23 protein-coding genes and 1 pseudogene are annotated in these 25,577 nt (G+C 77.3%); 17 read left to right on the top strand and 7 right to left on the bottom strand.

The window, feature by feature from the left end:
* Positions 1-477 precede the first annotated feature (477 nt).
* A complete protein-coding gene (locus MN205_RS14870) occupies positions 478-1,269 on the top strand; it encodes a tetratricopeptide repeat protein (RefSeq protein WP_242128636.1) in 792 nt (263 codons plus the stop codon).
* 2 nt (positions 1,270-1,271) lie between these two features.
* A complete protein-coding gene (locus MN205_RS14875) occupies positions 1,272-1,802 on the top strand; it encodes a hypothetical protein (RefSeq protein WP_242128638.1) in 531 nt (176 codons plus the stop codon).
* A 15-nt stretch (positions 1,803-1,817) separates the two neighbouring features.
* On the opposite strand, the gene MN205_RS14880 is transcribed toward MN205_RS14875, so the two are convergent.
* Positions 1,818-2,315 (bottom strand): DUF2505 domain-containing protein, encoded by a 498-nt coding sequence (locus MN205_RS14880; protein ID WP_242128640.1) that lies wholly within the window; start codon positions 2,313-2,315, stop codon positions 1,818-1,820.
* A gap of 122 nt (positions 2,316-2,437) precedes the next feature.
* Between MN205_RS14880 and MN205_RS14885 the strand changes: the two genes are divergently transcribed.
* Positions 2,438-7,366: an NAD-glutamate dehydrogenase gene (locus tag MN205_RS14885; protein ID WP_242128642.1), complete on the top strand. Its 4,929-nt coding sequence runs from the start codon at positions 2,438-2,440 to the stop codon at positions 7,364-7,366.
* Positions 7,367-7,434: 68 nt separating this feature from the next.
* The gene (locus tag MN205_RS14890) at positions 7,435-8,943 is read left to right on the top strand and encodes a sensor histidine kinase (protein WP_242129485.1); all 1,509 of its coding nucleotides are present in this window, start codon (positions 7,435-7,437) and stop codon (positions 8,941-8,943) included.
* Between the two features lie 97 nt (positions 8,944-9,040).
* Here the strand turns inward: MN205_RS14890 and MN205_RS14895 are convergent, their stop codons facing one another.
* Positions 9,041-9,289 carry a WhiB family transcriptional regulator gene (locus MN205_RS14895; RefSeq protein ID WP_166610479.1) on the bottom strand — a complete coding sequence of 83 codons (249 nt, stop codon included), beginning with the start codon at positions 9,287-9,289 and terminating at the stop codon, positions 9,041-9,043.
* 398 nt (positions 9,290-9,687) lie between these two features.
* On the opposite strand from MN205_RS14895, the gene MN205_RS14900 reads away from it, so the two are divergent.
* Positions 9,688-10,107 carry a hypothetical protein gene (locus MN205_RS14900; protein ID WP_242128645.1) on the top strand — a complete coding sequence of 140 codons (420 nt, stop codon included), beginning with the start codon at positions 9,688-9,690 and terminating at the stop codon, positions 10,105-10,107.
* Positions 10,108-10,147: 40 nt separating this feature from the next.
* Here MN205_RS14900 and MN205_RS14905 read toward each other — a convergent pair whose 3' ends face one another.
* The 4 genes from MN205_RS14905 to MN205_RS14920 form a co-directional block, all read right to left on the bottom strand.
* The gene (locus tag MN205_RS14905) at positions 10,148-10,951 is read right to left on the bottom strand and encodes a SigB/SigF/SigG family RNA polymerase sigma factor (protein ID WP_242128647.1); all 804 of its coding nucleotides are present in this window, start codon (positions 10,949-10,951) and stop codon (positions 10,148-10,150) included.
* Positions 10,952-11,037: 86 nt separating this feature from the next.
* A complete protein-coding gene (locus MN205_RS14910; RefSeq protein ID WP_242128649.1) occupies positions 11,038-11,460 on the bottom strand; it encodes a hypothetical protein in 423 nt (140 codons plus the stop codon).
* Between the two features lie 179 nt (positions 11,461-11,639).
* Positions 11,640-12,179 carry a GNAT family N-acetyltransferase gene (locus MN205_RS14915; RefSeq protein WP_242128651.1) on the bottom strand — a complete coding sequence of 180 codons (540 nt, stop codon included), beginning with the start codon at positions 12,177-12,179 and terminating at the stop codon, positions 11,640-11,642.
* Positions 12,176-16,474 (bottom strand): FtsK/SpoIIIE domain-containing protein, encoded by a 4,299-nt coding sequence (locus MN205_RS14920; RefSeq protein WP_242128653.1) that lies wholly within the window; start codon positions 16,472-16,474, stop codon positions 12,176-12,178. Before MN205_RS14920 ends, MN205_RS14915 begins: the two co-directional genes overlap by 4 nt.
* A 162-nt stretch (positions 16,475-16,636) precedes the next feature.
* Between MN205_RS14920 and MN205_RS14925 the strand changes: the two genes are divergently transcribed.
* From MN205_RS14925 to MN205_RS14975, 11 genes are all read left to right on the top strand, one after another.
* The gene (locus tag MN205_RS14925) at positions 16,637-17,878 is read left to right on the top strand and encodes a CpaF family protein (RefSeq protein ID WP_242128655.1); all 1,242 of its coding nucleotides are present in this window, start codon (positions 16,637-16,639) and stop codon (positions 17,876-17,878) included.
* A gap of 1 nt (position 17,879) precedes the next feature.
* Positions 17,880-18,743: a type II secretion system F family protein gene (locus tag MN205_RS14930; RefSeq protein ID WP_242128657.1), complete on the top strand. Its 864-nt coding sequence runs from the start codon at positions 17,880-17,882 to the stop codon at positions 18,741-18,743.
* Positions 18,740-19,630 (top strand): type II secretion system F family protein, encoded by an 891-nt coding sequence (locus MN205_RS14935; protein ID WP_242128659.1) that lies wholly within the window; start codon positions 18,740-18,742, stop codon positions 19,628-19,630. Before MN205_RS14930 ends, MN205_RS14935 begins: the two co-directional genes overlap by 4 nt.
* A 155-nt stretch (positions 19,631-19,785) precedes the next feature.
* Positions 19,786-19,977: a hypothetical protein gene (locus tag MN205_RS14940; protein WP_374115951.1), complete on the top strand. Its 192-nt coding sequence runs from the start codon at positions 19,786-19,788 to the stop codon at positions 19,975-19,977.
* Complete coding sequence (locus MN205_RS14945) at positions 19,974-20,426, top strand: pilus assembly protein (protein WP_242128663.1); 453 nt, start codon at positions 19,974-19,976, stop codon at positions 20,424-20,426. Before MN205_RS14940 ends, MN205_RS14945 begins: the two co-directional genes overlap by 4 nt.
* The gene (locus MN205_RS14950; RefSeq protein WP_242128665.1) at positions 20,423-20,875 is read left to right on the top strand and encodes a pilus assembly protein; all 453 of its coding nucleotides are present in this window, start codon (positions 20,423-20,425) and stop codon (positions 20,873-20,875) included. The genes MN205_RS14945 and MN205_RS14950 overlap by 4 nt, the downstream gene beginning before the upstream one ends.
* A complete protein-coding gene (locus tag MN205_RS14955; RefSeq protein ID WP_242129510.1) occupies positions 20,872-21,360 on the top strand; it encodes a hypothetical protein in 489 nt (162 codons plus the stop codon). Before MN205_RS14950 ends, MN205_RS14955 begins: the two co-directional genes overlap by 4 nt.
* Before the next feature lie 74 nt (positions 21,361-21,434).
* Positions 21,435-22,067 (top strand): hypothetical protein, encoded by a 633-nt coding sequence (locus MN205_RS14960; protein WP_242128666.1) that lies wholly within the window; start codon positions 21,435-21,437, stop codon positions 22,065-22,067.
* Entirely contained in the window at positions 22,064-22,396 is a 333-nt protein-coding gene (locus MN205_RS14965; RefSeq protein WP_242128669.1) for a transcriptional regulator, read from the top strand. The genes MN205_RS14960 and MN205_RS14965 overlap by 4 nt, the downstream gene beginning before the upstream one ends.
* A 38-nt stretch (positions 22,397-22,434) precedes the next feature.
* Positions 22,435-23,352 (top strand): ABC transporter ATP-binding protein, encoded by a 918-nt coding sequence (locus MN205_RS14970; protein ID WP_242128671.1) that lies wholly within the window; start codon positions 22,435-22,437, stop codon positions 23,350-23,352.
* A complete protein-coding gene (locus MN205_RS14975) occupies positions 23,349-24,164 on the top strand; it encodes an ABC transporter permease (protein WP_242128673.1) in 816 nt (271 codons plus the stop codon). Before MN205_RS14970 ends, MN205_RS14975 begins: the two co-directional genes overlap by 4 nt.
* A 33-nt stretch (positions 24,165-24,197) precedes the next feature.
* Here the strand turns inward: MN205_RS14975 and MN205_RS21995 are convergent, their stop codons facing one another.
* Complete coding sequence (locus MN205_RS21995; RefSeq protein WP_242128675.1) at positions 24,198-25,199, bottom strand: diguanylate cyclase; 1,002 nt, start codon at positions 25,197-25,199, stop codon at positions 24,198-24,200.
* Positions 25,200-25,381: 182 nt separating this feature from the next.
* Here MN205_RS21995 and MN205_RS14985 point away from each other — a divergent pair.
* Positions 25,382-25,577 (top strand): annotated as a pseudogene (locus MN205_RS14985) (hypothetical protein); the annotation flags it as partial.

Here is a 25,577-nt window from a genome sequence, read left to right on the forward strand (position 1 = left end):
GATCGCGGGTTCCGTCGTGATGACCGGGCTCCGCGTGGTGAGGATCGCGGGTTCCGTCGTGATGACCGGGCTCCGCGTGGTGAGGATCGCGGGTTCCGTCGTGATGACCGGGCTCCGCGTGGTGAGGATCGCGGGTTCCGTCGTGATGACCGGGCTCCGCGTGGTGAGGACCGCGGGGTGCGCCGCGACAGCCGTCCCGCTGCCGACCGCGACCGTCCAGCCTCCCGCGACCCGCGCGGCGGGGCCGGGCGCGAGCAGCGCGAACCGCGTTCGTACGGTGGGCAGCGCGACGATCGTCGGGAGCACCGCAGTGGACCGCGTCGTGAGGACCGCGGCCCCGTCCGCGGTGGCGCACGTCCCCCGCGCGCCTCGCGGGACGGCGACCGCCGCGACGAGCGATCGCGCGCGGCGGGTCCCGCTCGCCCCGCCGGTCCACGCATCCCCGACGACATCACGGGCCGCGAACTCGCAGCCGACGTGCGGCGTTCGCTGCAGGGACTGCCCGCGGAGAACGTGGACGGGGTCGCCCGGCACCTCGTGGCGAGCGGGCGGCTCGTCGACACCGATCCCGAGCGCGCCTGGCAGCACGCCCTGGCGGCGCAGCGGCGCGGTGGGCGCATCGCCGCGGTGCGTGAGGCCGCCGCGATCGCGGCGTACAAGGCCGGTCACTTCCGCGAAGCTCTCGCGGAGTTCCGCACCGTGCGGCGCATGACCGGGGACGACAGCTACCTGCCGCTCATGGCGGACTGCGAGCGTGGCCTCGGGCGGCCGGAGCGAGCGCTGGACCTGGCTTCCACTCCGGAGGTCGCGCGCCTCGAGCCCGCGGCGAAGGTGGAGATGCTCATCGTCGCCGCAGGTGCTCGAGCGGACCTCGGGCAGCGGGAAGCCGCCGTCGTCGCGCTGCAGGTGCCGCAACTGCGTGCCGCCGGCCGAGCCCCCTGGCGGGCACGCCTCTGGTACGCGTACGCCGACGCGCTCATCGAGGTCGGGCGCGAGGCCGAAGCGCGGGAGTGGCTGGAGAAGGCCGCGGACGCGGACACCGAGGGCGAGACGGACGCCGCCGAGCGCCTCGGCGAGCTCGACGGCATCGTCTTCGACGAGGAGTACCTCGACGACCTGGAGGGCTCCGACGACCTGGACCGCTCCGGTGACCCGGGCGAGCCCGAGGTGCCGGTGGACGGGCCGGCCGACGAGGACGCCGGGACCGACGCCGCCGAGGAGCAGGACGTCGCCCCCGGAGCGGGGGACGGCTCCGGTGGGGAGGACTGAGGGTGCGCGTCTACTGGCCCACCACCCTGACCGCGCTGGCCGCTGCCGCACCTTCCGGGGTGCTGGCCGAGGCCCCCGCCACGGTCCACGCGGTCACCCCTGCCCTGCGGGACTTCTACGCCGACGCCGACCCGCGGGAGCTCGAGGAGGAGCTGGAGTACGCGGCGATGAGCGACGCCGCTGAGCAGTCCCTGCGCCTGCTGGCCGCCGCACCCCCCGGTACCGCTTCCCGGCGGGTCGTGCTGGCGCTCGAGGTGCCGGACCGCGCGCTGTCCCGCCCGGACGCCGCCGCCTGGTCGACCCCGGAACGCTCCCGGGTCGTGCTGGAGGCGGACCTGGCGCTCGCTGCGCTGGTGAGCGTCCACGTCGACGACGGCGACGCGGAGGAGGACGTGCGGGCCGCGGTGGCGGCGCTTCCCGCGGCCGACGCGGGGGACGACGACGCCCGCTTCACCGTGGAGTCGGCCGAGGGGCACGAGCTGCTCTGGTACGACGCGACCGAGCTGCCCCTCCTGCTGGCCGCGGGAGCCTGACGCCGACCGGTTCGCTCAGCCGGTGAGGCGTTCGCGGGCCAGTTGGACCTCGGCGCGCACGAGGTCCAGCAGCCCCGGCAGGGCCGCCTGCTCCACGCTGCCGCCGAACAGGGGCACGTCCACGGAGAGCGCGCCGGTGAGCTCGTGCTCGCAGCCGTCCCCGGCGGGCTGCAGGCGTGCGCGCGCCTCCAGCCGCACGGGAGCGCCGCGCACGGTGAGCTCCAGGGAGCCGCTGCGGGAGCCGTCCGGTCCCGCAGCCTCCCACCGCTCCACCTGCTCCACGACGGCGGTGGCGCCCAGGTAGCCGGCGGCCACGCGGGGCAGGCCGGCGGTGCCGACGGTGCGGGTGCTGCGCACCACCGTCGCGCTGCCCTCGGTGCCCACCTCCTCGGTGTGCTCCACGGCACCCGAGCGCACGGCCCGCTCGGCGAGGAAACCGGGATCGGTGAGCAGCGCGAAGACGGCCGCGGGTGGACCCGGCAGCGGGGAGCGCTCGGAGAACGGCGTGGGCACGCGGTGACTGTACGGGGGCCCACCCGCTCCGCGCGTCCTCGCCTCGTGCGCACCCGACCAGTGCGTCCGGGCGCTGGGCACTAGGGTCGGGAAGGCGAAGCCACCGGCCACCCGGAGCAGTGATGCCCGTCTCGACCTCGTCCTCCACCTCCACCACCGAGCTGCGGCCGCTCGTGCGGTCGGCCGCCGCGGCGCGCGGTCCAGCCTGGGAGGCGGTGCCGGAGGCGCTGCGCCCGGCGACCGCCGCCGAGCGCGTGCTGCTGGACTACTTCGCGCACACCGCGGTGGAGGACCTGCGCGAGCGGGCACCGCAGGACCTGGTCGGTGCCGTCTCCTCCCACCTGGCGCTGGGGGCCCGACGCCGCCCGGGCACGACGCTCGTGCGGGTCGTCGGCGGCGGAGCGGCGGGCGCCGGCCCGTCGCGCTCGGTCGTGGAGGTCGTCACCGACGACACGCCGTTCCTGGTGGACAGCCTGACCTCAGCGCTGACGCGCACCGGCCGCGGCATCCACCTGCTCGTGCACCCGCGCCTGGCGGCGCGACGCGACCTCGACGGGACCCTGCAGGACCTGCACGACGTGGCCACCGCGCCGCCCTCGGAGCCGGCCGAGAGCTGGATCCGCATCGAGGTCGACCGGGACAGCGACGCCGCCGACCGGGAACGGCTGCAGCGGGAGCTCGTGGACGTCCTCGACGACGTGCGCGCCGCCGTGCGGGGGTGGCACGCCATGCGTGCGCGCGCCACCCAGCTGGCCGACGAGCTGCAGCTCGACCCGCCGAGGGGCGTGGCCGACGAGGAGCTGCGCGTCGCCGAGCGGTTCCTGCGCTGGATGGCCGACGACCGCTTCACGTTCCTCGGGTACCGCGAGTACGACCTGCGGGAGGACGGCGGTGAGGTCGTGCTCGCGGCCCGTCCGGAGACCGGGCTGGGGGTGCTGGCCGAGCGCCCGGGCCGCAGCACGGGGCACGTGCGCCGGCTCTCGGGGCCGGTGCGGGAGAAGGCCGCCGAGCCGCAGGTCCTCGTGGTGACGAAGGCCAACGCCCGGGCCACGGTGCACCGCCCCGCGTACCTGGACTACGTCGGCGTCAAGGAGTTCGACGCCACCGGTCGCGTCACCGGCGAGCGGCGGTTCCTGGGCCTGTTCACCTCCGGTGCCTACACCGACCCCGTGCGGCAGGTGCCGGTGGTGGCGGAGAAGGTCTCCGAGGTCCTGGCGCGCGCCGGTTTCGGTGCGGACGGGCACTCGGCGAAGGACCTGCTGAGCATCCTGGAGACGTTCCCGCGCGACGAGCTGCTGCAGGCGGACGTCGAGCACGTGCTGGCCACCTCGCTGGCGGTGCTGCGCCTGCAGGAGCGCCGCCGCACCCGGTTGTTCCTGCGCCGCGACCCCTACCGGCGGTTCATGTCCTGCCTGGTGTTCCTGCCGCGCGACCGGTACACCACGCGGGTCGGCGCGCGCATCGAGGAGCTGCTGCGCGAGGCGTTCGACGGCGGTTCGGTGGAGCACACCCTGCGGGTGTCGGAGTCCGTGCTGGCGCGCCTGCACGTGGTGGTGCGGGCGCGGCCGGGCGAGGAGCTGCCGGACGTCGACGTGGTCGAGCTGGAGGCGCAGGTGGCGCGCGCCACCCGCAGCTGGGACGACGACCTGCTGGACGCGGCCCGCGCGGAGCTGGGGGAGGACTCCGGTGCGGCGCTGGTGCGCCGCTGGGCGGCGGGCGTGCCGGGCAGCTACCGGGCGGCGGTGGACCCCGCGCGGGCCGTGCACGACCTGCAGCGGGCCGAGGAGCTGCTGGCCCGCACCGGGGCGGGCGGTGACGCGCCGGACCCCGTCCTGGACCTGCGCGACGCCGAGGGGGAGCCGCGCACGTGGCGGCTGACGTCCTACCGGTCCGCGCCGGTCACGCTCAGCGCGGTGCTGCCGTTCCTGGCGGACCTGGGGGTGGAGGTCACCGACGAGCGCCCGCACGTGCTGGCGCGCGAGGACGGCCGCCGGGTGTGGGTGGACGACGTGGGCCTGCGGCTCCCGGTGGACGTGCAGAACCTGGACGCCGACCCGGCGGCGGCGCGGGCGCGCTTCTGCGAGGCGTTCGCGGCCGCGTGGAGCGGCGCGGCCGACAGCGACGCGCTGGCCCGCCTGGTGCTGGCCGCCCAGCTGTCGTGGCGGCAGGTGGCGGTCCTGCGGGCGCTGACGCGCTACCTGCGTCAGGTGGGGCTGGCGTACTCCGTCGAGTACGTCGCCGGCTGCCTGCTGGGGGACGTGGGGCTGACCCGGGCGCTGGTGCGGTTGTTCGAGGCACGGTTCTCACCGTCGCGCCCCGGTCAGGACGGCCAGCGGGCGGAGGTCGTCGACGCTCTCGTGGAGGAGACCGCCGGTGCGCTGGACGCCGTGGAGGGTCTGGACGCGGACCGGATCCTGCGGGCGCTGTTCTCGGTGGTGCGGGCGGTGCTGCGCACCAACGCCTACCAGCGCGGTGCGGACGGCGAGCCGCACTCGTACCTGTCCTTCAAGCTCGACCCCTCGCAGGTGGTGGGCATGCCCGCGCCGGTGCCGCACGCGGAGGTGTGGGTGTACTCGCCGCGGGTGGAGGGTGTGCACCTGCGCTTCGGGGAGGTGGCGCGCGGCGGGCTGCGCTGGTCGGACCGGCGCGAGGACTTCCGCACCGAGGTGCTGGGTCTTGTGAAGGCGCAGGTCGTGAAGAACGCCGTCATCGTGCCCACCGGTGCGAAGGGCGGTTTCGTCGCCAAGCGGCTGCCGGACCCCTCGGTGGACCGCGACGCCTGGTGGGCGGAGGGCACCGCGTGCTACCGCACCTTCATCTCCGGCCTGCTGGACGTCACCGACGACCTGCGCACCGAGGAGGGCCGGCGCCGGGTGGTGCCGCCCGCCGACGTGGTGCGCTACGACGGCGACGACCCGTACCTGGTGGTCGCGGCGGACAAGGGCACCGCGACGTTCTCCGACACCGCCAACGAGATCGCGCTGACGCGGGGCTTCTGGCTGGGCGACGCGTTCGCCTCGGGCGGCTCCGTCGGGTACGACCACAAGGCGATGGGCATCACCGCGCGCGGGGCCTGGGAGAGCGTGCGCCGGCACTTCCGCGAACTGGGCCACGACGTGCAGGCCGAGCCCACCACCGTCGTCGGCGTGGGCGACATGAGCGGCGACGTGTTCGGCAACGGGATGCTGCTGAGCCGGCGGTTGCGGCTGGTGGCGGCGTTCGACCACCGCCACGTGTTCCTGGACCCGGACCCCGACCCGGGAACCTCGTACGCCGAGCGGCGTCGGCTCTTCGAGCTGCCGCGCTCGTCCTGGGCCGACTACGACCGCTCGCTCATCAGCGCCGGCGGCGGCGTGCACAGCCGGAGCGCGAAGTCGGTGCCGATCAGCGAGCAGGTGGCCCGCAGCCTCGGGCTGGAGGAGGGCGTGAGCGCCCTGACGCCGATCGAGCTGGTGCGCGCGATCCTCACCGCACCGGTGGACCTGTTCTGGAACGGCGGCATCGGCACCTACGTCAAGGCGTCCACCGAGTCGCACGCCGAGGTGGGGGACAAGGCCAACGACGCGGTGCGGGTGGACGGCGCGCAGCTGCGGGTGCGGGTCGTCGGCGAGGGCGGCAACCTCGGGCTGACCCAGCGCGGGCGCGTCGAGGCGGCCACCGCCGGGCGCGGCGGGCAGGGGGTGAAGCTCAACACCGACGCGATCGACAACTCCGCGGGCGTGGACTGCAGCGACCACGAGGTGAACATCAAGATCCTCCTGGACCAGCTCGTGGCCCGCGGGCAGCTGGAGGCCGCGGACCGCGACGCGACGCTGCTGCGGATGACCGACGAGGTCGGCCGCCTGGTGCTGCGGGACAACTACGAGCAGAACGTCGCGCTCAGCGTGGAGGGCACCTTCTCGGCGGGTCTGCTGCCGGCGCACCGACGGATGCTGGAGGCGCTGCAGCGCAGCGGGGAGCTGGACCGGCGGCTGGAGGCGCTGCCGTCCACGGCGGAGCTGGAGCGGCGAGCGCGCGAGGGGCGCGGGCTGACGATGCCGGAGCTGTCGGTGCTCGTCGCGTACGCGAAGATCTCCCTGGGGCGGGCGGTGCTGGCCTCGGGGCTGCCGGACGAGGCCTGGGTCGAGGGCGCGTTGCGGTCCTACTTCCCCGCCGAGCTGGTGGAGCGGTTCGGTGAGCACCTGCCCCAGCACCCGCTGCGCCGGGAGATCGCCACCACGGTGCTGGTGAACCGGGTCGTGGGAACCGGTGGGCTGACGTTCGCGTTCCGCGCGGCGGAGGAGACCGGCGCGGAACCGGCGGACGTGGTGCGCGCCTTCGCCGTGGCGGCGCGCGTGTTCGGGCTGGACGAGCGGGCGGCAGCCGTGGAGGCCCTCGACGGGCACGTGGCGGCGGACGTGCAGGCGGGGTTGCGTCAGCGGGTGCAGCGCCTGCTGGACCGCAGCGTGCGCTGGCTGCTGCACTCGCGGCCGGAGGGTGTGGACGTGGCCGCCGAGGTGGCCCGCTTCGCCGGCCCGGTCGGTGAGCTGGCCCCGCGGGTGCCGGAGCTGGTGCGCGGGGAGGACGCGGCCGTGGTGCGGGTGGACGCGGAGGGGTTCGCCGGGGCCGGGGTGCCGGCCGGCGAGGCGCTGCGGGTGGCGTCGCTGCTGCCGACGTTCGCGCTGCTGGACGTGGTGGAGGTGGCCGGCGCCACCGGTCGCGAGCCGGTCGAGGTGGCCGACGTGTGGTTCGAGCTGTCCGGGCGCCTGGACGTGGAGACGCTGCTGAGCAGCATCGCCGAGCTGAGCAGGGAGGACCGCTGGCACTCGCTCGCCCGGGCCGCGCTGCGCGAGGACCTGTACGGGGTGCTGCGGGACCTGACGGCCTCGGTGCTGGAGCACGCCGGCGGGGCGGACGCCGCGGCGGCGGTGGGCGCGTGGGAGGAGTCGCACGCACCCGCGGTGCGGCGCGCGCGCGGCACCCTGCAGGAGATCGCGACGTCCGGGCGGGCAGACCTGGCGTCGCTGTCGGTGGCGCTGCGGGTGCTGCGCTCGGTGGTGCGGGCGGGGTGAGCGGGCGCGAGGACCGACGGGGTGATCGTGCGGCGACGGAAGCGCCGTAGGCTTCGGGGGTGCCCACCATGGCTGACCTGCTGCAGTCCGAGACCGGCCTGGGCCCCGCCGAGGCCGAGTGGCTGCGTCTGCTCGTGGGTGACTGGCAGCTGATCTCCGACCTGTCCTTCGCCGACCTCGTGCTGTGGGTGCCGTCGGCGGACCGGCAGCACTTCGTGGCGGTGGCGCACTGCCGGCCCACCACCGGGCCCACCGTGCACTACGACGACGTGGTCGGCGCGGTCCTGGAGCGCGGCCGCCGCCCGCAGGTGGACACCACGTTCGACGAGGCGCGCAGCCTGCGCGGTCGCGACCCGGAGTGGGACGACGACGTGCCGGTGCGCGAGGAGACGATCCCGGTGGTGCGGGAGGGCGTCGTGCTGGGTGTGCTGGCCCGCCACACCAACCTGGCGACCTCCCGCACGCCCAGCCGCCTGGAGCTGAACTACGTCAAGTGCGCCGACGACCTCACGCGCATGATCGCCGTGGGCGACTTCCCGCAGACGGCGGCCCCCACGGGCCCGCGGCGCGGTGCGCCCCGGGTGGGGGACGGGATGCTGCGCCTGGACGCCGACGGCGTGGTCACCTACGCCAGCCCCAACGCCTTGTCCGCGTTCCACCGCGCCGGGCTCATCGGCGAGCTCGTGGGGGCGAACCTGGCGGAGGTGGCGTCGTCGCTGGCGGCCAGCCACCTGCCGGTGGACGAGTCGCTGCCGCTGGTGGTCACGGGCCGGGCGCCGTGGCGCACCGACCTGGAGACGGAGGCCGCGACCCTGGCGATGCGCGCGATCCCGCTGACGCGCCGCGAGGGCGGTGGCTCGCCGACGCGGGTGGCGGCGCTGCTGCTGGTGCGCGACGTGTCCGAGCTGCGCCGCCGCGAGCGCGAGCTGATGACGAAGGACGCGACGATCCGCGAGGTGCACCACCGCGTCAAGAACAACCTGCAGACCGTGGCGGCGCTGCTGCGGCTGCAAGCGCGGCGCATCACGTCCGAGGAGGGGCGTTCGGCGCTGCAGGAGGCGATGCGCCGGGTGGAGACCATCGCGACGGTGCACGAGACCCTCTCGCAGGGCATCGACGAGAACGTCGACTTCGACCAGGTCCTGGACCGGTGCCTGATGATGGCGGCCGAGGTGGCGATGTCGAACGCCGAGCGGGTGCGCACGGTGCGCGAGGGCCGCTTCGGCGAGGTGCGGCAGGAGGACGCCACGGCGCTGGCGCTCGTGCTCACCGAACTGGTCACCAACGCCGTCGAGCACGGCTTCGGCTCCGGGCGCGCCGGCACCGTCGTGGTCAAGGTCGAGCCCACCGGCGAGGACCGCCTCGAGGTCGTCGTGAGCGACGACGGGGTGGGCCTGCCGGAGGACTTCCAGGTGGGGCGCTCCGGCCTGGGCACGCAGATCGTGCGGTCCCTGGTGGCGGGGGAGCTGCGCGGGAGGATGGAGTTCGGGCCTGGCGAGTCCGGCGGCACGCAGGTGCGGTTGGACGTGCGGGTGCGGCGCGGTCCGGCGCCGCTGGGGAGCACGCGCAGCCGGTGAGGCGGTGCGCCGCCACGCCGGCCGGACGCGAGGAGGGCCCCCACCCGGTGGGTGGGGGCCCTCCTCGGCGGCCGCGCGGGGCGGCCGGTGACCGGTGTCAGCCGGCGCGGCGGGCGCGGGCGGCGCGACGCTTGAGGGCGCGGCGCTCGTCCTCGCTCATGCCGCCCCAGACGCCGGAGTCCTGGCCGGTCTCCAGCGCCCACTTCAGGCAGCTGTCCACGACCTCGCAGCGCCGGCAGACGGCCTTGGCCTCCTCGATCTGGAGGATGGCCGGGCCGGTGTTGCCGATGGGGAAGAACAGCTCGGGGTCTTCGTCGAGGCAGGCAGCACGGTGGCGCCAGTCCATGGGGGGTCCACTCCTTCTTCGCGTTGCGGTCTCAGTGCGCGCGACGTTCCGCTGTCACACGGGTGTCACGCGGGATCCCTGAGCACCGGCAGCGCCGGCGGTGCCGGGACGCACGTGCCCTGGTCCTCGAGGGGCCGGGGGGTGACGTGCGTCGGGGATCGCGTCGGCATCAAGGTTCACACCCCGTGGCGCGTCCCACAAGAGGGGGGCACCGACAGGTCGTGGAGAACCCGTGTCAGGTTCGTCACACGGACTTAACACGCAAGACCCCTTCCGGCAATCCCAGAGACCTAGGACGGTGGGAGCCCGGGGTTCCGGGCCCGGGGACCGCTCCCCGCGTGTGGCGCGGGCGGTGCGGCCGGCGACCGCCGGGGGCGAGCGGCCTTACGGTGCTCCTCGTGCCCGACCGTCCCGTGCCCCGTCCCTCCTCCCAGCGTGGGGGCGGACCCGCTCGTTCGCCACTGCTGACCGCCGTCGCCGTGACCGTGGTGCTGGAGGCCGTGCTCCTCGTGGCCGGTGCCGCCTACCTCGTGCACGGGCTGCTGGTGGAGGACGCCACCGAGCCGGTGGCCGCCGTGGTGCTCGCGCTGACGACCCTGGCGTTCGCCGCCGGCCTCGCCCTGTGCGCGCACGGGCTGCTGCAGCGGGCGGCGTGGGCCCGCTCGCCGGTGCTGGTGTGGCAGCTGCTGCAGCTGGCGGCCGGGTGGCCGGCCTTCAGCGGCGGCTCGCCCTGGCTGGGGGTGCTGCTGGTGGTGCCGGCCGCCCTGGTGCTCGTCGGGTTGTTCCTGCCGCCGGTGTCGGCTCAGCTGTCCCGCTGACCCGGCCCCGCCCCGGGCGGGCGGCCAGCCGCTGCGGTGCTCACTCCTGCTGCGGGCCGAGCCCCTCGCGCAGTTGGGTCAGGGTGCGGGCGAGCAGCCGGGAGACGTGCATCTGCGAGATCCCCACCTCGGCGGCGATCTGCGCCTGCGACATGCCGCGCACGAAGCGCAGGGCCAGGATGCGCCGCTCGCGGGGAGCCAGCGACGACAGCAGCGGACGCAGCGCCTCGCGGTTCTCCACGTTCTCCAGGCGCTCGTCCACGCTGCCCAGGGAGGCGACGGGGGAGGTGGGCGAGCCGGTGTCCAGGGGCAGGGTGGCGTAGGCGTTCGCCGACTCCAGCGTCTCCACGACCTCGTCGGCGTCCTGGCCGGTGCGCGCGGCGAGCTCCGCGATCGTCGGCGCGCGCCCGAGCTCGTGAGTCAGCGACTCGCGCGCGTCGGACAGAGCCCGCCCGGCCTCCTGCACGCGCCGCGGCACCCGCATCGCCCACCCCCGGTCGCGGAAGTGCCGCTTGATCTCCCCCAGCATCGTGGGCACGGCGTAGGCGCCGAACGGCACGCCCCGCTCGGGGTCGAAGCGGTCCAGCGCCTTCAGCAGGCCGATGGTGGCCACCTGGACGAGGTCGTCGTGCGGTTCCCCGCGGCCGTGGAAGCGCGCCGCCAGGTGCTCGGCCAGCGGCAGGTGGCGGCGGGTGAGCTCGTCGCGCACCCGCGCGCGCTCGGGGTCGTCCGCGGGCAGGCGGGCCAGCAGTTCGTGCAGCGACACCTCCTCCGGCTGCGGCGGGCGGCTGTGCTCCTCGGGCACCTCGCCCTCGGGCAGATCGCCCGACGAGGGCTCGTCCACCGCCGGCTCATCGGGTGCACCGCCCCCGCGGTCCGCCCGCGCGGCCGGCAGCGGGGACGCCGCCGCACCGGCCGCGGGGTCGCCGCTCACACGGCCCCCGACGGCACGTCCGGCGCGCCTCCGGCGCCCTTGCTGTGCCGCAGCACGATCCACGCGCCGGAGGAGGACGTGCCGGTGAAGACCTCACCCACCAGGGCCTCCAGCACGGCCCAGGCGAAGCTGGAGCGCTCGGGCAGCTCGCGGGCCGGTCCCCGCACCTCCACCTCCAGGCTCCCGTCGCCCAGGCGGAACGTGGCGACCAGGTGCTGAGCGCCCGCCGACGGGTCCAGCAGCAGCGTGCAGGCCTCGTCGACCGCGATGCGCAGGTCCTCGATCTCGTCGAGCGTCAGGTCGAGACGGGCGGCCAGCCCGGCGCTCGCGGTGCGCACCACCGTCAGGTAGGCGGGGTCCGCGGGCACGCGGAGCTCGACGAGGTCGCTGGCCTGCTCGACGGCCGTGGTGGTCGACACGTGGGAGTCCTCTCGGGGCCGGCCCGGCGGGCCGGCGTGCTGCGCGGGGGTCGGGGGCGGGTGCGGGGTGGTGACCGGGCGGCTCCGGTGCTGAGCCGGGTGCACGCTGCACCGTGCAGCTTCGCACGTGCAGCGCGATCACAGCGTGACGGTCCGTCACGTGCTGGCCGGGCGGGTCCTCAGGAGCCGGGCAGGTGCCCCTGCGGCACCAGCCGGGCCAGGTCCTCACCGTCCAGCCGCCACACGGTCCACTCCTCCTGCGGTGCGGCTCCCAGGGTGCGGTAGAAGGCGTGGGCGGGGGTGTTCCAGTCCAGGACCCACCACTCCAGGCGGCCGTAGCCGCGTTCGGCGCACAGCGCCCCGAGCCGGCCGAAGAAGGAGCGGGCGATGCCGCGGCGGCGGTGCTCGGGGCGCACGTACAGGTCCTCCAGCCACATGCCGCGCCGGCCCTGCCAGGTGGAGAAGGTGGTGTACCACAGCGCCATCCCGGCCACCTCCGCCCCAGTGGCGCCATCCACCTCGGCGAGCAGGCAGCCGATGCCGCTGCCCGGCTCGAGCGCCCGGGCGAAGTCGTCGCCGACGGCCGCGGCGGCCAGCGGTTCGCGCTCGTGCTCGGCCAGTTCCCGGACCAGCTGGGCGATCACCTCGCCGTCCGCGGGCGTCGCCTCGCGCAGCCGCACGCCGGTGGGGGTGGTGGTCACGTCCTCCGTGGTGCTCACCGCTCCACCGTAGGCGGCCGGGCTGAGCTGTCCGGGACCGCCACCCGCAGCGGGGTCCAGGAACCGTCCGTGACGGCGAAACCGGCTCCGGGCCCCGCGGCCGGCGCGAGCACCGCGCGCCGGCCGAGCACGTCGGCGGGCACCTGCCCGCCGCGCCCCAGCAGCACCGTGGTGCGGGCCGAGCGCAGCTGCGCGGGCAGCCCGCGGAAGGCCGCGGCGACTTCACCGCCGTCGGCCGCGGCCACCACCGCCGGGCTGCCCGGGCCGCCGCGCGACACCGCCAGCAGGAGGCCCTCCACGGCCGGTGGCAGCGTCCGGGCGGCGTCGTCGACGAGCACGACCGCCCCGGGGGCCTCCAGCACCCGGCGCAGCCCCTCGGCGTCCTGGACGCCGGTCCACACCGCGCCGGGGAAGGCGGCCGGCGCGGTGGGGTCGGCCGTGACGACGGCCACCGGCGGTGGGTCGTCGCGACGCGCCAGCGCGGCGGCCACCGCCCGCAGCGCGGTCGTCCGACCGCTGCGGGCGGGACCGCACACGAGCACCCCACCGGTCAGGTCCACCACCACCGGGGACGCGTCGTCCCCGCCCACGCCGAGCGGCACGGCGGTGCCCGCCGGGACCGGCAGCCGCCCCACCGCCACCGCGGCCGGCAGCGGTCGCACCCGCACCAGGGCGCGCCGTCGAGGCGGGCCCGCCGGTGCCGGGGACGGCCCGGGGACGGCGACCTGCACCTCGGCGGCCTCCCGGTCGCGCACCAGCAGTCCCCGCCCCGCCGGCTGCACCACGGGCACCCGCTGGGCCGGCACACCCACCAGCGCCGCGTCCGCGCGGTCGGCCAGGCGCAGCAGGACCACCTCGCCGGCCGCCGCGGACGCGGGGGAGGTCAGCAGGGCGCGGTCCCCGGTGACGGCCACCCGCACCCCCGTGGCGCTGCCCTCGCGCAGCAGGCGTGCGAAGGCCTCCACCGGCGCGCCCAGGTCCACGCCCGCCAGGTCGGTGGCCCAGCCGTCCCAGCCGTCCACGAGCAGCACCAGGTGCGGCAGCGGACCCGCCCCCTGAGCGCGGCGCGCCGCGTCGAGGTCGCGCACGCCCAGGTGCGCGAACAGCTCCCGGCGTCGCTGCACCTCCTCGGTGAGGCGCTGCAGCAGCCGGCCCGCGCGCCACGGCTCGTCGCGCCCCACGACCGAACCGACGTGCGCCTCACCCGCGAGGTCCGCCAGGGCGCCACCACCGTCCAGGACGCTCACCTCCACGTCCTGGTGGGCGGCCGCCGCGGCCAGCGTCCGCAGCAGCGTGCTGCGGCCGCTGCGCACGGTGCCGACCACGAGGAGGTGGCCGCCAGCCGTCAGGTCCCACGCGGCGCTCGCACGCCGCTGCTCCTCAGGCAGGTCCAGCAGTCCCCACGGCAACGTCGTCCCACCCGAGGCCGGGCCGGGCAGCTCAGCCGCCGGCACGTGCTCCGGCAGCGGCGGCAGCCACGGTGCGGGCGGAACGGGCCGCCCGCGCAGCGCCGTCGCCGCTCGCGCGGCGGAGACCACGTCCGCCAGCGCGCCGCCGCGGCCCGCCACCCCGGTGGCGTCCGGCGCGGCCTCGCCCGCTCGCCGCACCCGCACCGCCGACGGGTCGCCGCCCACGTCCAGCAGCGCGGTCTGGAACAGCTCCAGCCCGCCGCCGCCGCGGCGCAGCACGGCCCGCCCGGGCACGGCGCCGCTGAAGGACGCCGGTGACGCGTCACCGACGACGTCCTCGCCGTCGGCGCGGTCCTGCACCCGCAGCGCGATGCGGGCGTTGGTGTTGGCGCGGATCTCCGGGCTGACCGCGCCCGCGGGCCGCTGCGTCGCCAGGACCAGGTGCACGCCCAGGGAACGACCCACGGCCGCCAGCCGCACCAGGCCCTCGACGAACTCCGGCAGCTCCTGCGCCAGCACCCGGAACTCGTCGACGACGACGACCAGCCGGGGCAGGTCCGCCGCGGCCGGGGAGGAGGCCGGCACCTCCGACACGTCGGCCGCACCCGCGACCCGCAGCACGGCCTCGCGGCGGCGCACCTCCGCCCGCAGGCTCCGCAACACCCGCTGCGCGAGGTGCTCGTCGAGGTCGGTGACCAGACCCGCCACGTGCGGCAGGCCGGTGCAGCCGGCGAAGGCCGCGCCGCCCTTGTAGTCCACCAGCACGAACCGCACCGCGTCCGGCGGCGCCTGCAGCGCCAGGCTGGTCACCAGCGCCTGCAGCAGCACCGACTTGCCGGAGCCGGTCGTCCCGGCCACCAGGACGTGCGGGCCGTCGGCCACCAGGTCCAGCCGGCACGGCCCGCTCGCGGTGGCTCCCAGCACCGCCACCGCTCCCGGTGCGCGCCGCTCCCAGGCACCCGCGAGCGCCGCCGGGTCCACGACCGGTGCACCTGCCCGCGCGGCCGGCCACCCCAGCAGCGGCAGCAGCGCGGCGCGCTGCGGCACCCCTGCCGCACCGGCGGGGGCGGCGTCGCGCACGGGCGCCAGGGCGCGGGCCAGCGTCCACGCCCACTCCGCCCGCACGGCGTCGGCGCGCACCACCACCGCGGGCGCACCGCAGGCGTGCAGGGCGGCGTCGCCGGACGCGTCGGCCGCCAGTTCCAGCACCGCGGTGCACTCCGCCGGCAGGCGCGCGCGGTCGGTGTCCAGGCACAGCACGTGCAGGCCCTCGGCCGCGCCGTCGCGCAGCAGCAGCGTCAGGTGCGGGTCGGCGCGGCGGTCAGCGGAGCCGTCGACGAGGAGCACCACCGGCCGCGGCGGCTCACCGGGCACGCCGCCGCGGGTCGTGCGGGCGTTGCGGCGCCGCTCCAGTTCCACGGCCAGCACCGGCAGCACCCGGCCACCGTCCGTCGCCCCGTCCACGTCCGTGTCCACGTCCGCGTGGGGCAGCAGGTCCAGCCAGCACCAGTCCCCGCGGTCGCCGGCCAGGGCCAGACCGGCCTCCTCGGGGCCGTGCCAGGCGGCCACCTGCCCGACGAGCTGACGCACCACCGCCAGCGCCGCCTGCCGTGGGCCCGCCACCCCCAGCGGGCCCGCCGCCAGGTCAACGGTGACGGGGACGTCGTCGAGGTCGGGGCCGGGGGGCTGCTGCCGGGCAGCGGGTTCCCCCGGGACGGGCGAGACGGGCTCCTCGGCGACCACGACGCTCGCCGCCCGCACGCGCCCGAGCCCCACGCGCAGCACGAGGGCGTCGGGCGCGGTGCGGGTGCGCTCGTGCAGGCGGCCGCCGAGGCCCACGGCCTGCGCCAGCACGTCGGCAGGGCCCGGGGAGGCGTCGTGCCGGCGGCGGTGCTCGTCGGCGAGGGCCCGCGCGTGCGCTGCGCGCACCCGCTCGCGGGCGGCGGTGAGGGTGGCCGCGTCGCGCTCGCGCTCGGCGCGGACCCGGCGCCGCTGCGAGAGCCACTGCCCGCCGGCGAGGACGGGGGAGGCCAGGCCGAGCAGCAGCGACAGCGGGGACCACACCAGCGCCAGGACCACGGCCACGGCCAGCGGCACCAGCAGCGCCAGCCACGGCACGCCGGGCAGTTCGCGGACGGGGCCGGGCACGGGCCAGCGCAGCGGTGCCGCGACGGGGTCCGCGCCGGGCCCGCCGCCGGGAGCGCCCAGCCGGGGTGCGCGGTGCAGCAGGAGGTGGCCCTCGCCGTCGGGGCGGACCTCGGCGGCCCGGACCGCCGGCGGTGCCACCTGCAGGACGCTGGAGCCGGCCAGCAGCCGAGCCCCCGGTTCCAGCGCCTGCGCCTGCGCGACGTCGCGCCGCGCGCCGGGCAGCAGGAGGACGGTGCCGTTGAGGGAACCGGCGTCGTGGACGGTGACGGCCCCGTCCGCCGCCACCTCCAGCACCGCGTGGGTGCGGGAGACCCCCGGGTCGGCCAGGGGAACGGCGGGGGCGCCCGCGTCGCCGGCGCGGCCGACGACGTGCCGCCCGGGCGGCAGGTCGAAGCGGCGGCCGCTGTCCGGACCGGCGGTCACCACCACGGCCGCGGTGCGACCGGCCGTGGGAGCGGGCGCACCCGCCGGCGGGGGAGGACCGGCGGGCGCACCGGCTCCCGCACCGGCCACCGGTGCGGCGCCCACGTCGATGACCGCGCCCTGCAGCAGCGGGGCCGCTCCCAGCGGGGCGTGGTCGACGCAGGACCCGGCCACGCGCGGAACCCCCGGCCACGGCCCGGTGACGGCCTCGATCCGTTCCCGCGCGCTCGACAGCGGCGTTCCCGCGGGTGCGTCGACGACGACGTCGGTGGCCTCGGGGCCGCCGACGCCGACGACCGTGAGGCGAAGACGCACCCCGCCAGGTTGCTGCCCGCACCGTCCCGGGGGCCGGTCGTCCACACCCGGGAACCGGTCCGGTGGGTTGTCCACATCCCCCGGACGCGCGCGGCGGCTCCTGCCTACCGTGCTCGGGCGCGGAGGGGTTCCGCGGTTCCGGTGGGGTCGGGGGAGGTGCGCGTGGACGCGGTGAGGTTGGTCGAGGACGAGGTTCGAGCGGAACTGCGCCGCCGGATCTCCGCCGGGGGTTTCCGCGCCACGCCGCAGGAACTGCGCGCCCTCGTCGACGAGGCGGTCACCGGCTACGACCTGCGCTCGCTGGACGGTTCGCTGCCGTTCCTCGTGGACCGCTCGGCGGCGGTGCGCGAGGTGGTCGCCGCCGTGTCGGGCCACGGGCCGCTGCAGCGGTACTTCGACGACCCCGAGGTCGAGGAGATCTGGATCAACGAACCCGGCAAGGTGTTCGTCGCCCGCGGTGGTGTGCCGGAGCTGACCACGACGATCCTGGAGGAGGACGCCGTGGCGGAACTGGTGGAGCGGATGCTCGCCAGCACCGGCCGGCGCGTGGACCTGTCGAGCCCGTTCGTGGACGCCACCCTGCCGGACGGTTCCCGGTTGCACGTGGTCATCCCCGACATCACCCGTCGGCACTGGGCGGTGAACGTGCGCCGGTTCGTCGCCCGCGCCCGCCGCCTGGAGGACCTGGTGGAGCTGGGGGTGCTGTCGGCGCAGGCCGCGCGGTTCCTGGCCGCCGCGGTCGCCTCGGGCCTGAACGTGCTCGTCAGCGGAGCGACCCAGGCCGGGAAGACGACGGTCCTGAACTGCCTCCTGGCGTCGGTGCCGGCGCAGCAGCGGATCGTCACCTGCGAGGAGGTGTTCGAGCTCGACGTCGCCGCCCGTGACGTCGTGGCGATGCAGTGCCGGCAGCCGAACCTCGAGGGTCGCGGTGAGATCCCGTTGCGGCGCCTGGTGAAGGAGGCGCTGCGGATGCGCCCGGACCGCATCGTCGTGGGGGAGGTGCGCCAGGAGGAGAGCCTGGACCTGCTGATCGCCCTCAACTCCGGGCTGCCGGGGGCGGCGACGATCCACGCGAACTCCGCGGCGGGTGCCGTGGCGAAGATGTGCACCCTGCCGCTGCTGGCGGGGCAGAACGTCACGAGCGGTTTCGTGGTGCCCGCGGTCGCGGCCTGCCTGGACCTGGTGGTGCACGCCTCCCTGGGGGTCGACGGCACCCGCCGCGTGGACGAGGTGCTCGCGGTGACCGGGCGGGTGGAGGGCGGTGTCGTGGAGACCGCGCCGCTGTTCCGGCGCGGTGCGGAGCCGGGGGCACCGCTGGTGCGCGACGCCGGCTGGCCCCCGCACCGCGAACGGTTCGCGCGCGCCGGTTTCGACCTGGCCGCCCTGCTGTCCGGGGGTTGCTGACGTGGGCGGTGCGGGTGGTCCGCTGGCGGGGGCGCTGCTGGGTGCGGGGGTGTTCTGCGCGTGGTGGTCGTGCTGGGAGCGGCCGCCGCGGCCGGTGCGGGTGCCGCGCCGTCGTCTGCGGCGCGCGCTGCAGGAGGCGGGGTTCGCGGACGTGCCGCCGGTGCTGCTGCTGGTGGTGTGCGGGGTCCTGGGTGCGGCGGGTCTGCTGCTGGTTCCGGCCGTGACGGGCGTGGTGGTCGCGGCCGTCCCCGCCGCGGTGGCGGGGGCCGCCGCGCCGCTGGTGCTGCTGCGCTCGCGCGCCCGTGCCCGCCGCGGGGGACGGGCGCAGGAGTGGCCCGACGCGGTGGACGCGCTCGCTTCGGCGGTGCGGGCCGGAGCGGCGCTGCCCGACGCGGTGTGCGCGCTGGCGTCGCGCGGGCCGCAACCGCTGCGGCCGGCGTTCGCGGGTTTCGCCGCCGGTTACCGCACCAGCGGAGCGTTCGAGGCGGAGCTCGACCACCTGCAGGACGAACTGGCGGACCCGGTGTTCGACCGGCTGGCGGCGGTGCTGCGGATGACGCGGCAGGTCGGCGGCAGCGACCTGGGCGGCACGTTGCGCACGCTGTCGGCGTACCTGCGCGAGGACCAGCGCGCCCGTGGGGAGCTGCTGGCGCGGCAGGGGTGGACGGTGGCGGCGGCCCGGCTGGCGGCGGCCGCGCCGTGGGTGGTCCTGGCGCTGCTGGCCACCCGGCCGGGGGCGCTGGAGGCCTACGACACCGCGGCGGGTGCCGCGGTGCTGGCCGGCGGGGCGGCGGCGACGTTCTCGTCGTACCTGCTGATGGTGCGGCTGGGGCGCCTGCCGGAACCGCGGCGGGTGGCCGCGTGAGCCCGGCGGCGACGGGCGCGCTGCTGGGGTTGCTCGGTGGTGCGGGGTGCGTGCTGGTGCTGCTGGGCGTGCCGCTGCGCCGCACCCCGTCGCTGGAGTCCCGCGTCGCCCCGTACCTGGTGCGGCCGGCCGTTCCCGGCTGGCGGGCGAGCGCCGGTCGCCGGTTGCGGGCGGCTGTGGACGCGTGCGGTGCCGTGCTGGGTTCCCCGGCGGTGGTGCGGGCGCGGCTGGACGTGCTCGACCCCGACCGGGACGTGGCGGAGCACCGCGCCGAGCAGGTGCTGTGGGCGCTGGGCGGTGCCGGTGCCGCGGCGGTGCTGTGCGCGGTGGTGCTGCTGCGCGGTGCGCTGACGCCGGTGGGTGCGCTGGCGTTCGTCGTCGCCGGGACCGTCGGCGGGGCCCTGCTGCGCGACGCGGCCCTGGCGCGTGCGGTGCGCCGCCGGCGGGCGCTGGTGGAGGAGGACCTGCCGGCCGTGGCGGAACTGCTGGCGCTGTCCGTGGGGGCCGGTGAGGGCGTCGCGGCGGCGCTGCAGCGCGTCGCCGCGGGTGGTGGCGAACTGGCGGTGGACCTGCGGCGCGCGCTGGCCCGGGTCGGCACCGGCACGCCGCTGGTGGAGGCGCTGACGGCGACGGCGGACCGGCTGGGGGTGGCGGCGCTGGGCCGGTTCGTGGACGGCCTCGTGGTCGCCGTTGAGACGGGCAGCCCCCTGGCGGCGGTGCTGCGCGCGCAGGCCGCCGACGCCCGTGAGGCCGAGCGGCGCCGGTTGCTCGAGGAGGGCGGGCGGCGCGAGGTGCGCATGCTGGTCCCCGTCGTGTTCGGGGTGCTGCCGGTGACCGTGCTGTTCGCGGTGTTCCCCGGCCTCGCGCAGCTGAGCCTGGGCTCGTGAGGCCCGCCGGCGGGAACGCCGGTGGAGCCCGCTGGAGACCTGATCGGAAACCCCTGGCCGGACCGTCGGCCGGGACCTTGTTCGAGACCCTGAGGAGAACCGTGTCCGTGAACCTCCCCCGCCGTGGCGGGGCCGTCCTCTCGCTGCTGGACCGGCTGCTGCACGACCTGTCCCGGGTCGTCCGGGAGGTGGGGGAGCGCCGCGGTGACGACCGCGGTGACGTGCCCGGGTGGGTCCTGGTGACCGTCATGACGGCGGGTCTGGTCGTGGGTCTGTGGGCCGTGGCCGGTCCCCGGCTGCAGCAGTTGTTCACGCAGTCGATGGACGCCGTGCTCGGGCAGTTGTGAGCGGCGCGGTCGCGGGTGCCGCGCCGGTGGGCCCCGCGGCGTCCGGGCGCGGTGACGAGGGGTCCGCGGTCGCGGAGTTCGCCGCGACCGCGGGCGTGCTGGCGCTGCTGTTCGCGGCGGTCCTGCAGTTGGCCGTGGTGCAGCACGTGCGCGCCACGGCGGTGGACTGCGCCGGTGCCGGCGCCCGGTACGCGGCGCTGGCGGGCAGTTCCCCGCGGCTGGGTGCGCAGCGCACCCGGGACCTGCTGAGCGCCTCCCTGTCTCCCCGGTACGCGGCGGACGTCACCGCCGGCGTCGTCACCGTGGACCCGGCCACCGCGGGCGCCGGTGCGGGCGGTGCGCCGGTGGTGGAGGTGCGGGTGCGTGCGCCGCTGCCGGTGCTGGGGCTGCTGGGCCCCGGCCGGGTGCTCGACGTGCGCGGGCACGCGGCCGTGGAGGGTGCAGCGTGAGCGGTGACGTGCGGGGGAGGCGCGTGGAGGGGGAGGAGGGCAGCGCCGCGGTGGAGTTCCTGGCCGTGGGGGTGCTGCTGCTGGTGCCGCTGGTCTACCTGGTGCTGACCCTGGGGCGGGTGCAGGCGGCGACGTTCGCGGCGGAGGCCGGGGCCCGGGAGGCGTCGCGGGTGCTGGCGACCACGAACGGGGACGCGCGGGCGGCTGCGCGCGCCGAGGCGGCGGTGGCGCTCGCGCTGGCCGACCAGGGTTTCGCGGTGGAGCCGGGGTCCCTGGTGCTGGAGTGCGCGGCGCGGCCGTGCCGCAGCCCGGAGGCGGCGGTGGCGGCGACGGTGCGGGTGCGGGTGGCCCTACCGCTGGTGCCGGCGTTCGTGCGCGCGGCGGTGCCGGCCGAGGTGCCGGTGCGGGTGCGGCGGACGGCTGTCGCGGACCGGTTCGCCGCGTCGTGACCGGGCACGGGTCCGGCCCCGCGGGTGGGCCCCGGGACGAGGGGCGCGTCGCGCTGCTGTCGCTGGGGTTCGCGCTGGTGGCCCTCGTCCTGGTGCTCGTGGTGGTCTCCGCCTCGGCGGTGCACCTGCAGCGGGTGCGGCTGCTCGCGCTGGCGGACGCGGCGGCCGCGGACGCCGCGGACGCGCTGGACGAGGCGGCGTACTTCACCTCCGGCCTGCCGCCGGAGGCGGTGCCGCTGACGGGCGCGTCGGTGCGCGCCAGCGCCGAGCGGTACGTGGCCGGTGCGGGGCCGGACCTGCCGGGGGCGCGGGTGGCGGCCGGCACGGGCAGCCCGGACGGGCGCACGGCGGTGGTGGTGCTGAGCGCGACGGTGGTGCCGCCGTTCGCGGGGTTGGTGCCGGAGCGGTTCGCCGGTGGGGTGGAGCTGCGGGCGAGCAGCCGGGCGGTGGCGCGGCTGGACGGGTTCGGCGCCGCCGCGGGTTGACCCTTGCGCCCCGAGGTCGAGCGGCGGCAAACTGGTTTGCACCGCAAAGTGCTCTGCTGCTCGGGGAGGCCGACGTGGACGAGGTGCACGAGGACGAGCGCTCCGCCGCCGCGCGCCTGGCGCTCATCGAGGACCAGCAGCGCCTCGTGTCCCGGGCCGTCGAGCCCGACCCGCGTCTGCTGTACGGGGCGTGGGGCGTGGCCTGGCTCGCGGGCTTCGGCCTCGTCGCCGCCGGGGGCGGGCGGGACCCCCTGATCGCCCTGCCGCGCGCGCTGCCCGAGGTCGTCCTCGGGGTGCTGCTGACGGGTGCGGGCCTGGTCACCGTCGTGCACAGCGTGCGCGTGGGCCGGGGCCTGTCCGGGCCGAGCACGACGAGCGCCGTGCTGTACGGCTGGTCGTGGGTGCTGGGCTTCGCCGCGCTGGCCGCGGTGAACACCGCCGTCGCCGCCGCCTCGGGGGACCCCGCGGTCGCGGAGCTGCTGTCGCCGGCGAGCGCCGGGGTGCTCGTGGGGGTGATGTACCTGTTCGGCGGGACCCTGTGGCGCGAGCCGGTGCAGTTCGGGCTGGGTGCGTGGCTGCTGCTCACCACCGCCGTCGGTGCCCTCCTCGGCCTGCCCGCCCTGCTGTGGGTGATGTCGCTGGCCGGGGGTGGTGGGTTCCTCGCCGTCGCCGTCCGGTGCGCGTCGCAGCGCCGGCGGGTGGCGTGAGCCGGCGCGCCTCAGCCGGGCCGTCCGCGTCGGCGAGCGACGCACCCGGGCTCGACCCCGTCATCCACGCCGCCGCCCGCCTGCGGGTCGTCGCCTCCCTGGCCTCGCTGCCCGGCGAGGACCGCATCACCTTCCCCCGGTTGCAGGACCTGCTGGGGATGACCGCCGGCAACCTCTCCACCCACCTGCGCAAGCTCGAGGACGCCGGTTACGTGGAGGTGACCAAGTCCCACCAGGGACGCACCCCCGCCACCCACCTGCGACTGACGCCCGCCGGCCGCACCGCCTTCGAGGACTACCGCGCGACCCTGCGCACGCTGCTCGGCTGACCCGCCCCTCCGACCCCCCGCACCCAGAAGGAGCCCTCGTGAGCGCACCCCCCGTGGTCGAGGTCGACCGCGTCACCCGCACCTTCGGCGGCGTGGTCGCCCTGGACGACGTCAGCCTGCGCGTGCGGCCCGGTGAGGCCGTGGGTGTGCTGGGCCCCAACGGGGCCGGCAAGTCCACGCTGCTCTCGCTGCTGGCGGGACTGCGCAAGCCCACCAGCGGCACGGTGCGCCTCGCCGGCGGGGACCCGCGCGAGGCGGCCGTGCGCGCCCGACTGGGCGTCACCCCGCAGGCGACGGGGCTGCCGCAGACGCTGAAGGTCGCGGAGGTCGTCGACTTCGTCGCCGGGCACCACCGCGACCCCCTGCCGGCGCAGGAGGTGCTGGAGCGCTTCGAGCTGACCGGCTTGCGCTCCCGTCAGTGCGGCGGCCTCTCGGGCGGTCAGCAGCGCCGCCTGGCCGTCGCTCTCGCCTTCGTCGGCCGTCCCGACGTCGTGCTCCTGGACGAGCCGACGACCGGCCTGGACGTGCCGGCGCGGCACGCGCTGTGGGCGGCGGTGCGCGGGTTCGTCGAGCAGGGGGGCACGCTGCTGCTGACCAGCCACTACCTCGAGGAGGTGGAGGCGCTCGCCCACCGGGTGGTCGTGGTCGACCGCGGCCGGGTCCTCGCCGAGGGCACCGTGGCGGAGGTGCGCGGGCGCACCGCGCTGCGCCGGGTGCGGTTCGGCGCCCCGCCCGGCGCCGTGCCCGCGCAGCTGACCACGGGTGCGCGGGTGGTCGCCGACGGGACCCGCGGGGGGCGGTGGGAGCTGCTGGTGCCGGACGCGGACGCCTTCGTGCGCGCCCTCGTGGGTGCGCAGGTGCCGTTCTCGGAGCTGGAGGTGGCCGCGGCCTCGCTGGAGGAGGCCTTCCTCGCCCTGACCGGTGAGCGCGCCGCGGGCCGGGAGGTGGCCGCGTGAGCGCCTCCACCTCCGCCGCCTCCACCCGCGGCGCCGGTGAGGCGGGCGCGCGCCGCCGGCCCGCGGGCGCGCTGCGCCTGACGTGGCTGCACACCCGCTACCAGGTGCTGGAGGCGCTGCGGGTGCCCGTCATGGTCGTCAGCACGGCCGTCTTCCCCGCCCTGATCCTCGCCGTGTTCGTGGTGCCGCAGTCGGGCGGGATGGGCCCGGACGCGGACACCGGTGCCGTCGCGCAGCTGGCGGTGTTCTCCGCGATGAGCGTGTCGCTGTTCACGCACGGCGCGGGGATCGCCGAGGACCGCGCGCTGCCGTGGGACACGCACCTGCGCACCCTGCCGGTGGGGGCGCTGCCGCGCTTCGCCGCCCGGGTCCTGATGGGCGCCTTCTTCACGGTGCTGGGGCTGGTGCCGCTGCTGGTGCTGGCGGTGCTGCTCACCGACGCCACCACCACCCCGGTGCGGTTCGCCGCGGGCCTGGGGGCTCTGCTGGTGGCGGGCCTGCCGCTGCTCGCCCTCGGCCTGGCGCTCGGCTACTCGGTGCCGGCCAAGGCCGCGCTGGCGCTGGCGCAGGTGCTGCTGCTGCCGCTGGCGTTCGCCGGGGGGCTGTTCCTGCCGCCGGAGGCGATGCCGGACTGGCTGGCGGCGATCTCCACGTGGACGCCCACGCGCGCCGGCCGCGACCTCGTCATCGGTGCGGCCACCGGCACGGACGTGCCGTCCACGGCGCTGCCGGTGCTGGTGGGCTGGACGGTGGTGCTGGGGGCGGTGGCCGTGTGGGCGATCCGCCGCGACCAGGGGCGCCGCTTCCGCTGACCCGCCCCCGCTGGTCCGCCCCGCCGGGCCGGCTCAGGGGCCGCGGGCCGGTTCCGGCCGGGGTCCCCGGCGCGCCGCGGGCCGGGAGGCGCCGGGGCGGGCTCGCTTGTGGGCGTACAGGTCCGCGTCGGCGCGCTCCAGCCAGTCGGCGACCGCCTCGCCGGGGGCGTGCTCGGCCGTCCCCGCGCTCCAGCGGCCCTGCGGGCGGGCGGCGCGCAGGGCGGCGAGGACCTCGGGGACCTGCGCGGCGCGGGTGCGCGGCAGCAGCAGGGCGAACTCGTCGCCGCCGAGGCGGCCGAGCAGGTCCCCGGGGCGCAGCGTTCCGGCCCAGGCGCGCGCGAGGTCCGCCAGGAGGCGGTCGCCGGCCGCGTGCCCGTCGCGGTCGTTGACCTCCTTGAAGCCGTCGAGGTCGAGGACGACGAGGGACGCCGGTGCGCCGTCGCGGGTGCCGTGCGCCGCGGCGGCCTCCGCCTCGGCGAGCCAGGCGGCCCGGGTCAGCGCGCCGGTGAGCTGGTCCTCGTCGGCCCGCGCGCGCAGGCGCAGCACCAGGCCGTTGACGGTCCAGGCGACGGCGGCGACGGTGCCGCCCATGAAGCCCCACGTCTGGGCGGGTGAGGGGGCCCCGCCGCCCCACAGCGCGGCGGCGAAGCCGGCGAGGAGCAGCACCAGGTGTGCGCACACCGCCCGGCGGGAGTGGAAGGCGGCGGTGAACAGCGCGATCCAGACGTAGCTGCACGCGGTGACCACCCGTCCCGCCGGCGTCGTGGAGGCCAGGACGCTCACCGTGACGACGCTCGTCGCCAGGAGCAGCACCGCGTGCGGCAGGGCGCGCGGCAGCCGGGCGGCGCGGGCGTGCAGGAGCGCGCCGAGCGCCAGGCCCACCACGCCCAGGGCGGCGGCCATCCCCGTCGGCGCGGTGGGGCTGAAGGGCACGGCGGCGGTGGCCAGCGACAGCGCCCCGGCGCCGAGGACGGTGCGCGCCAGCGCGCGGCCCTCGGCCGCGGGTGCGCGGCGGGTGCGGACGTCGCGTGCCACTGCTGCCGCCCCCTCCCGCCCCGCGTCCTGCGCGGTGACCTCCCGGTGGGCATCGGTGCCGGTGGGCCGCGGCTGCACTCCCGGGGGCGGGCACCACCCGGGTGGAGCAGCGCCCGCGGTGACGCGGGCGGCGGCCGGTGCGCTCGGTGGCGCCCGCTGCCCGCGCGGGGTACCACGGGGGAGTGCTGACGCGGCGCGGGGCGCTGGGCGCGGCGGGGTGCGCAGCGGTGGCCGCGCTCCTGCCGGGCTGCACCGCGGGGCCCGCGGTGCGTTCCGGCTCGTCCCCGGGGGCGGGGCGGGGCCCTGCGGCGCTGACCGCCCGCCCGGGGCCCGGCGGCGGTGACCCGGCACCGCCGGGGGAGCGGGCCCTGGGGGTCG

This window comes from Kineococcus sp. TRM81007, assembly GCF_022669155.1.
GTDB lineage: Bacteria > Actinomycetota > Actinomycetes > Actinomycetales > Kineococcaceae > Kineococcus.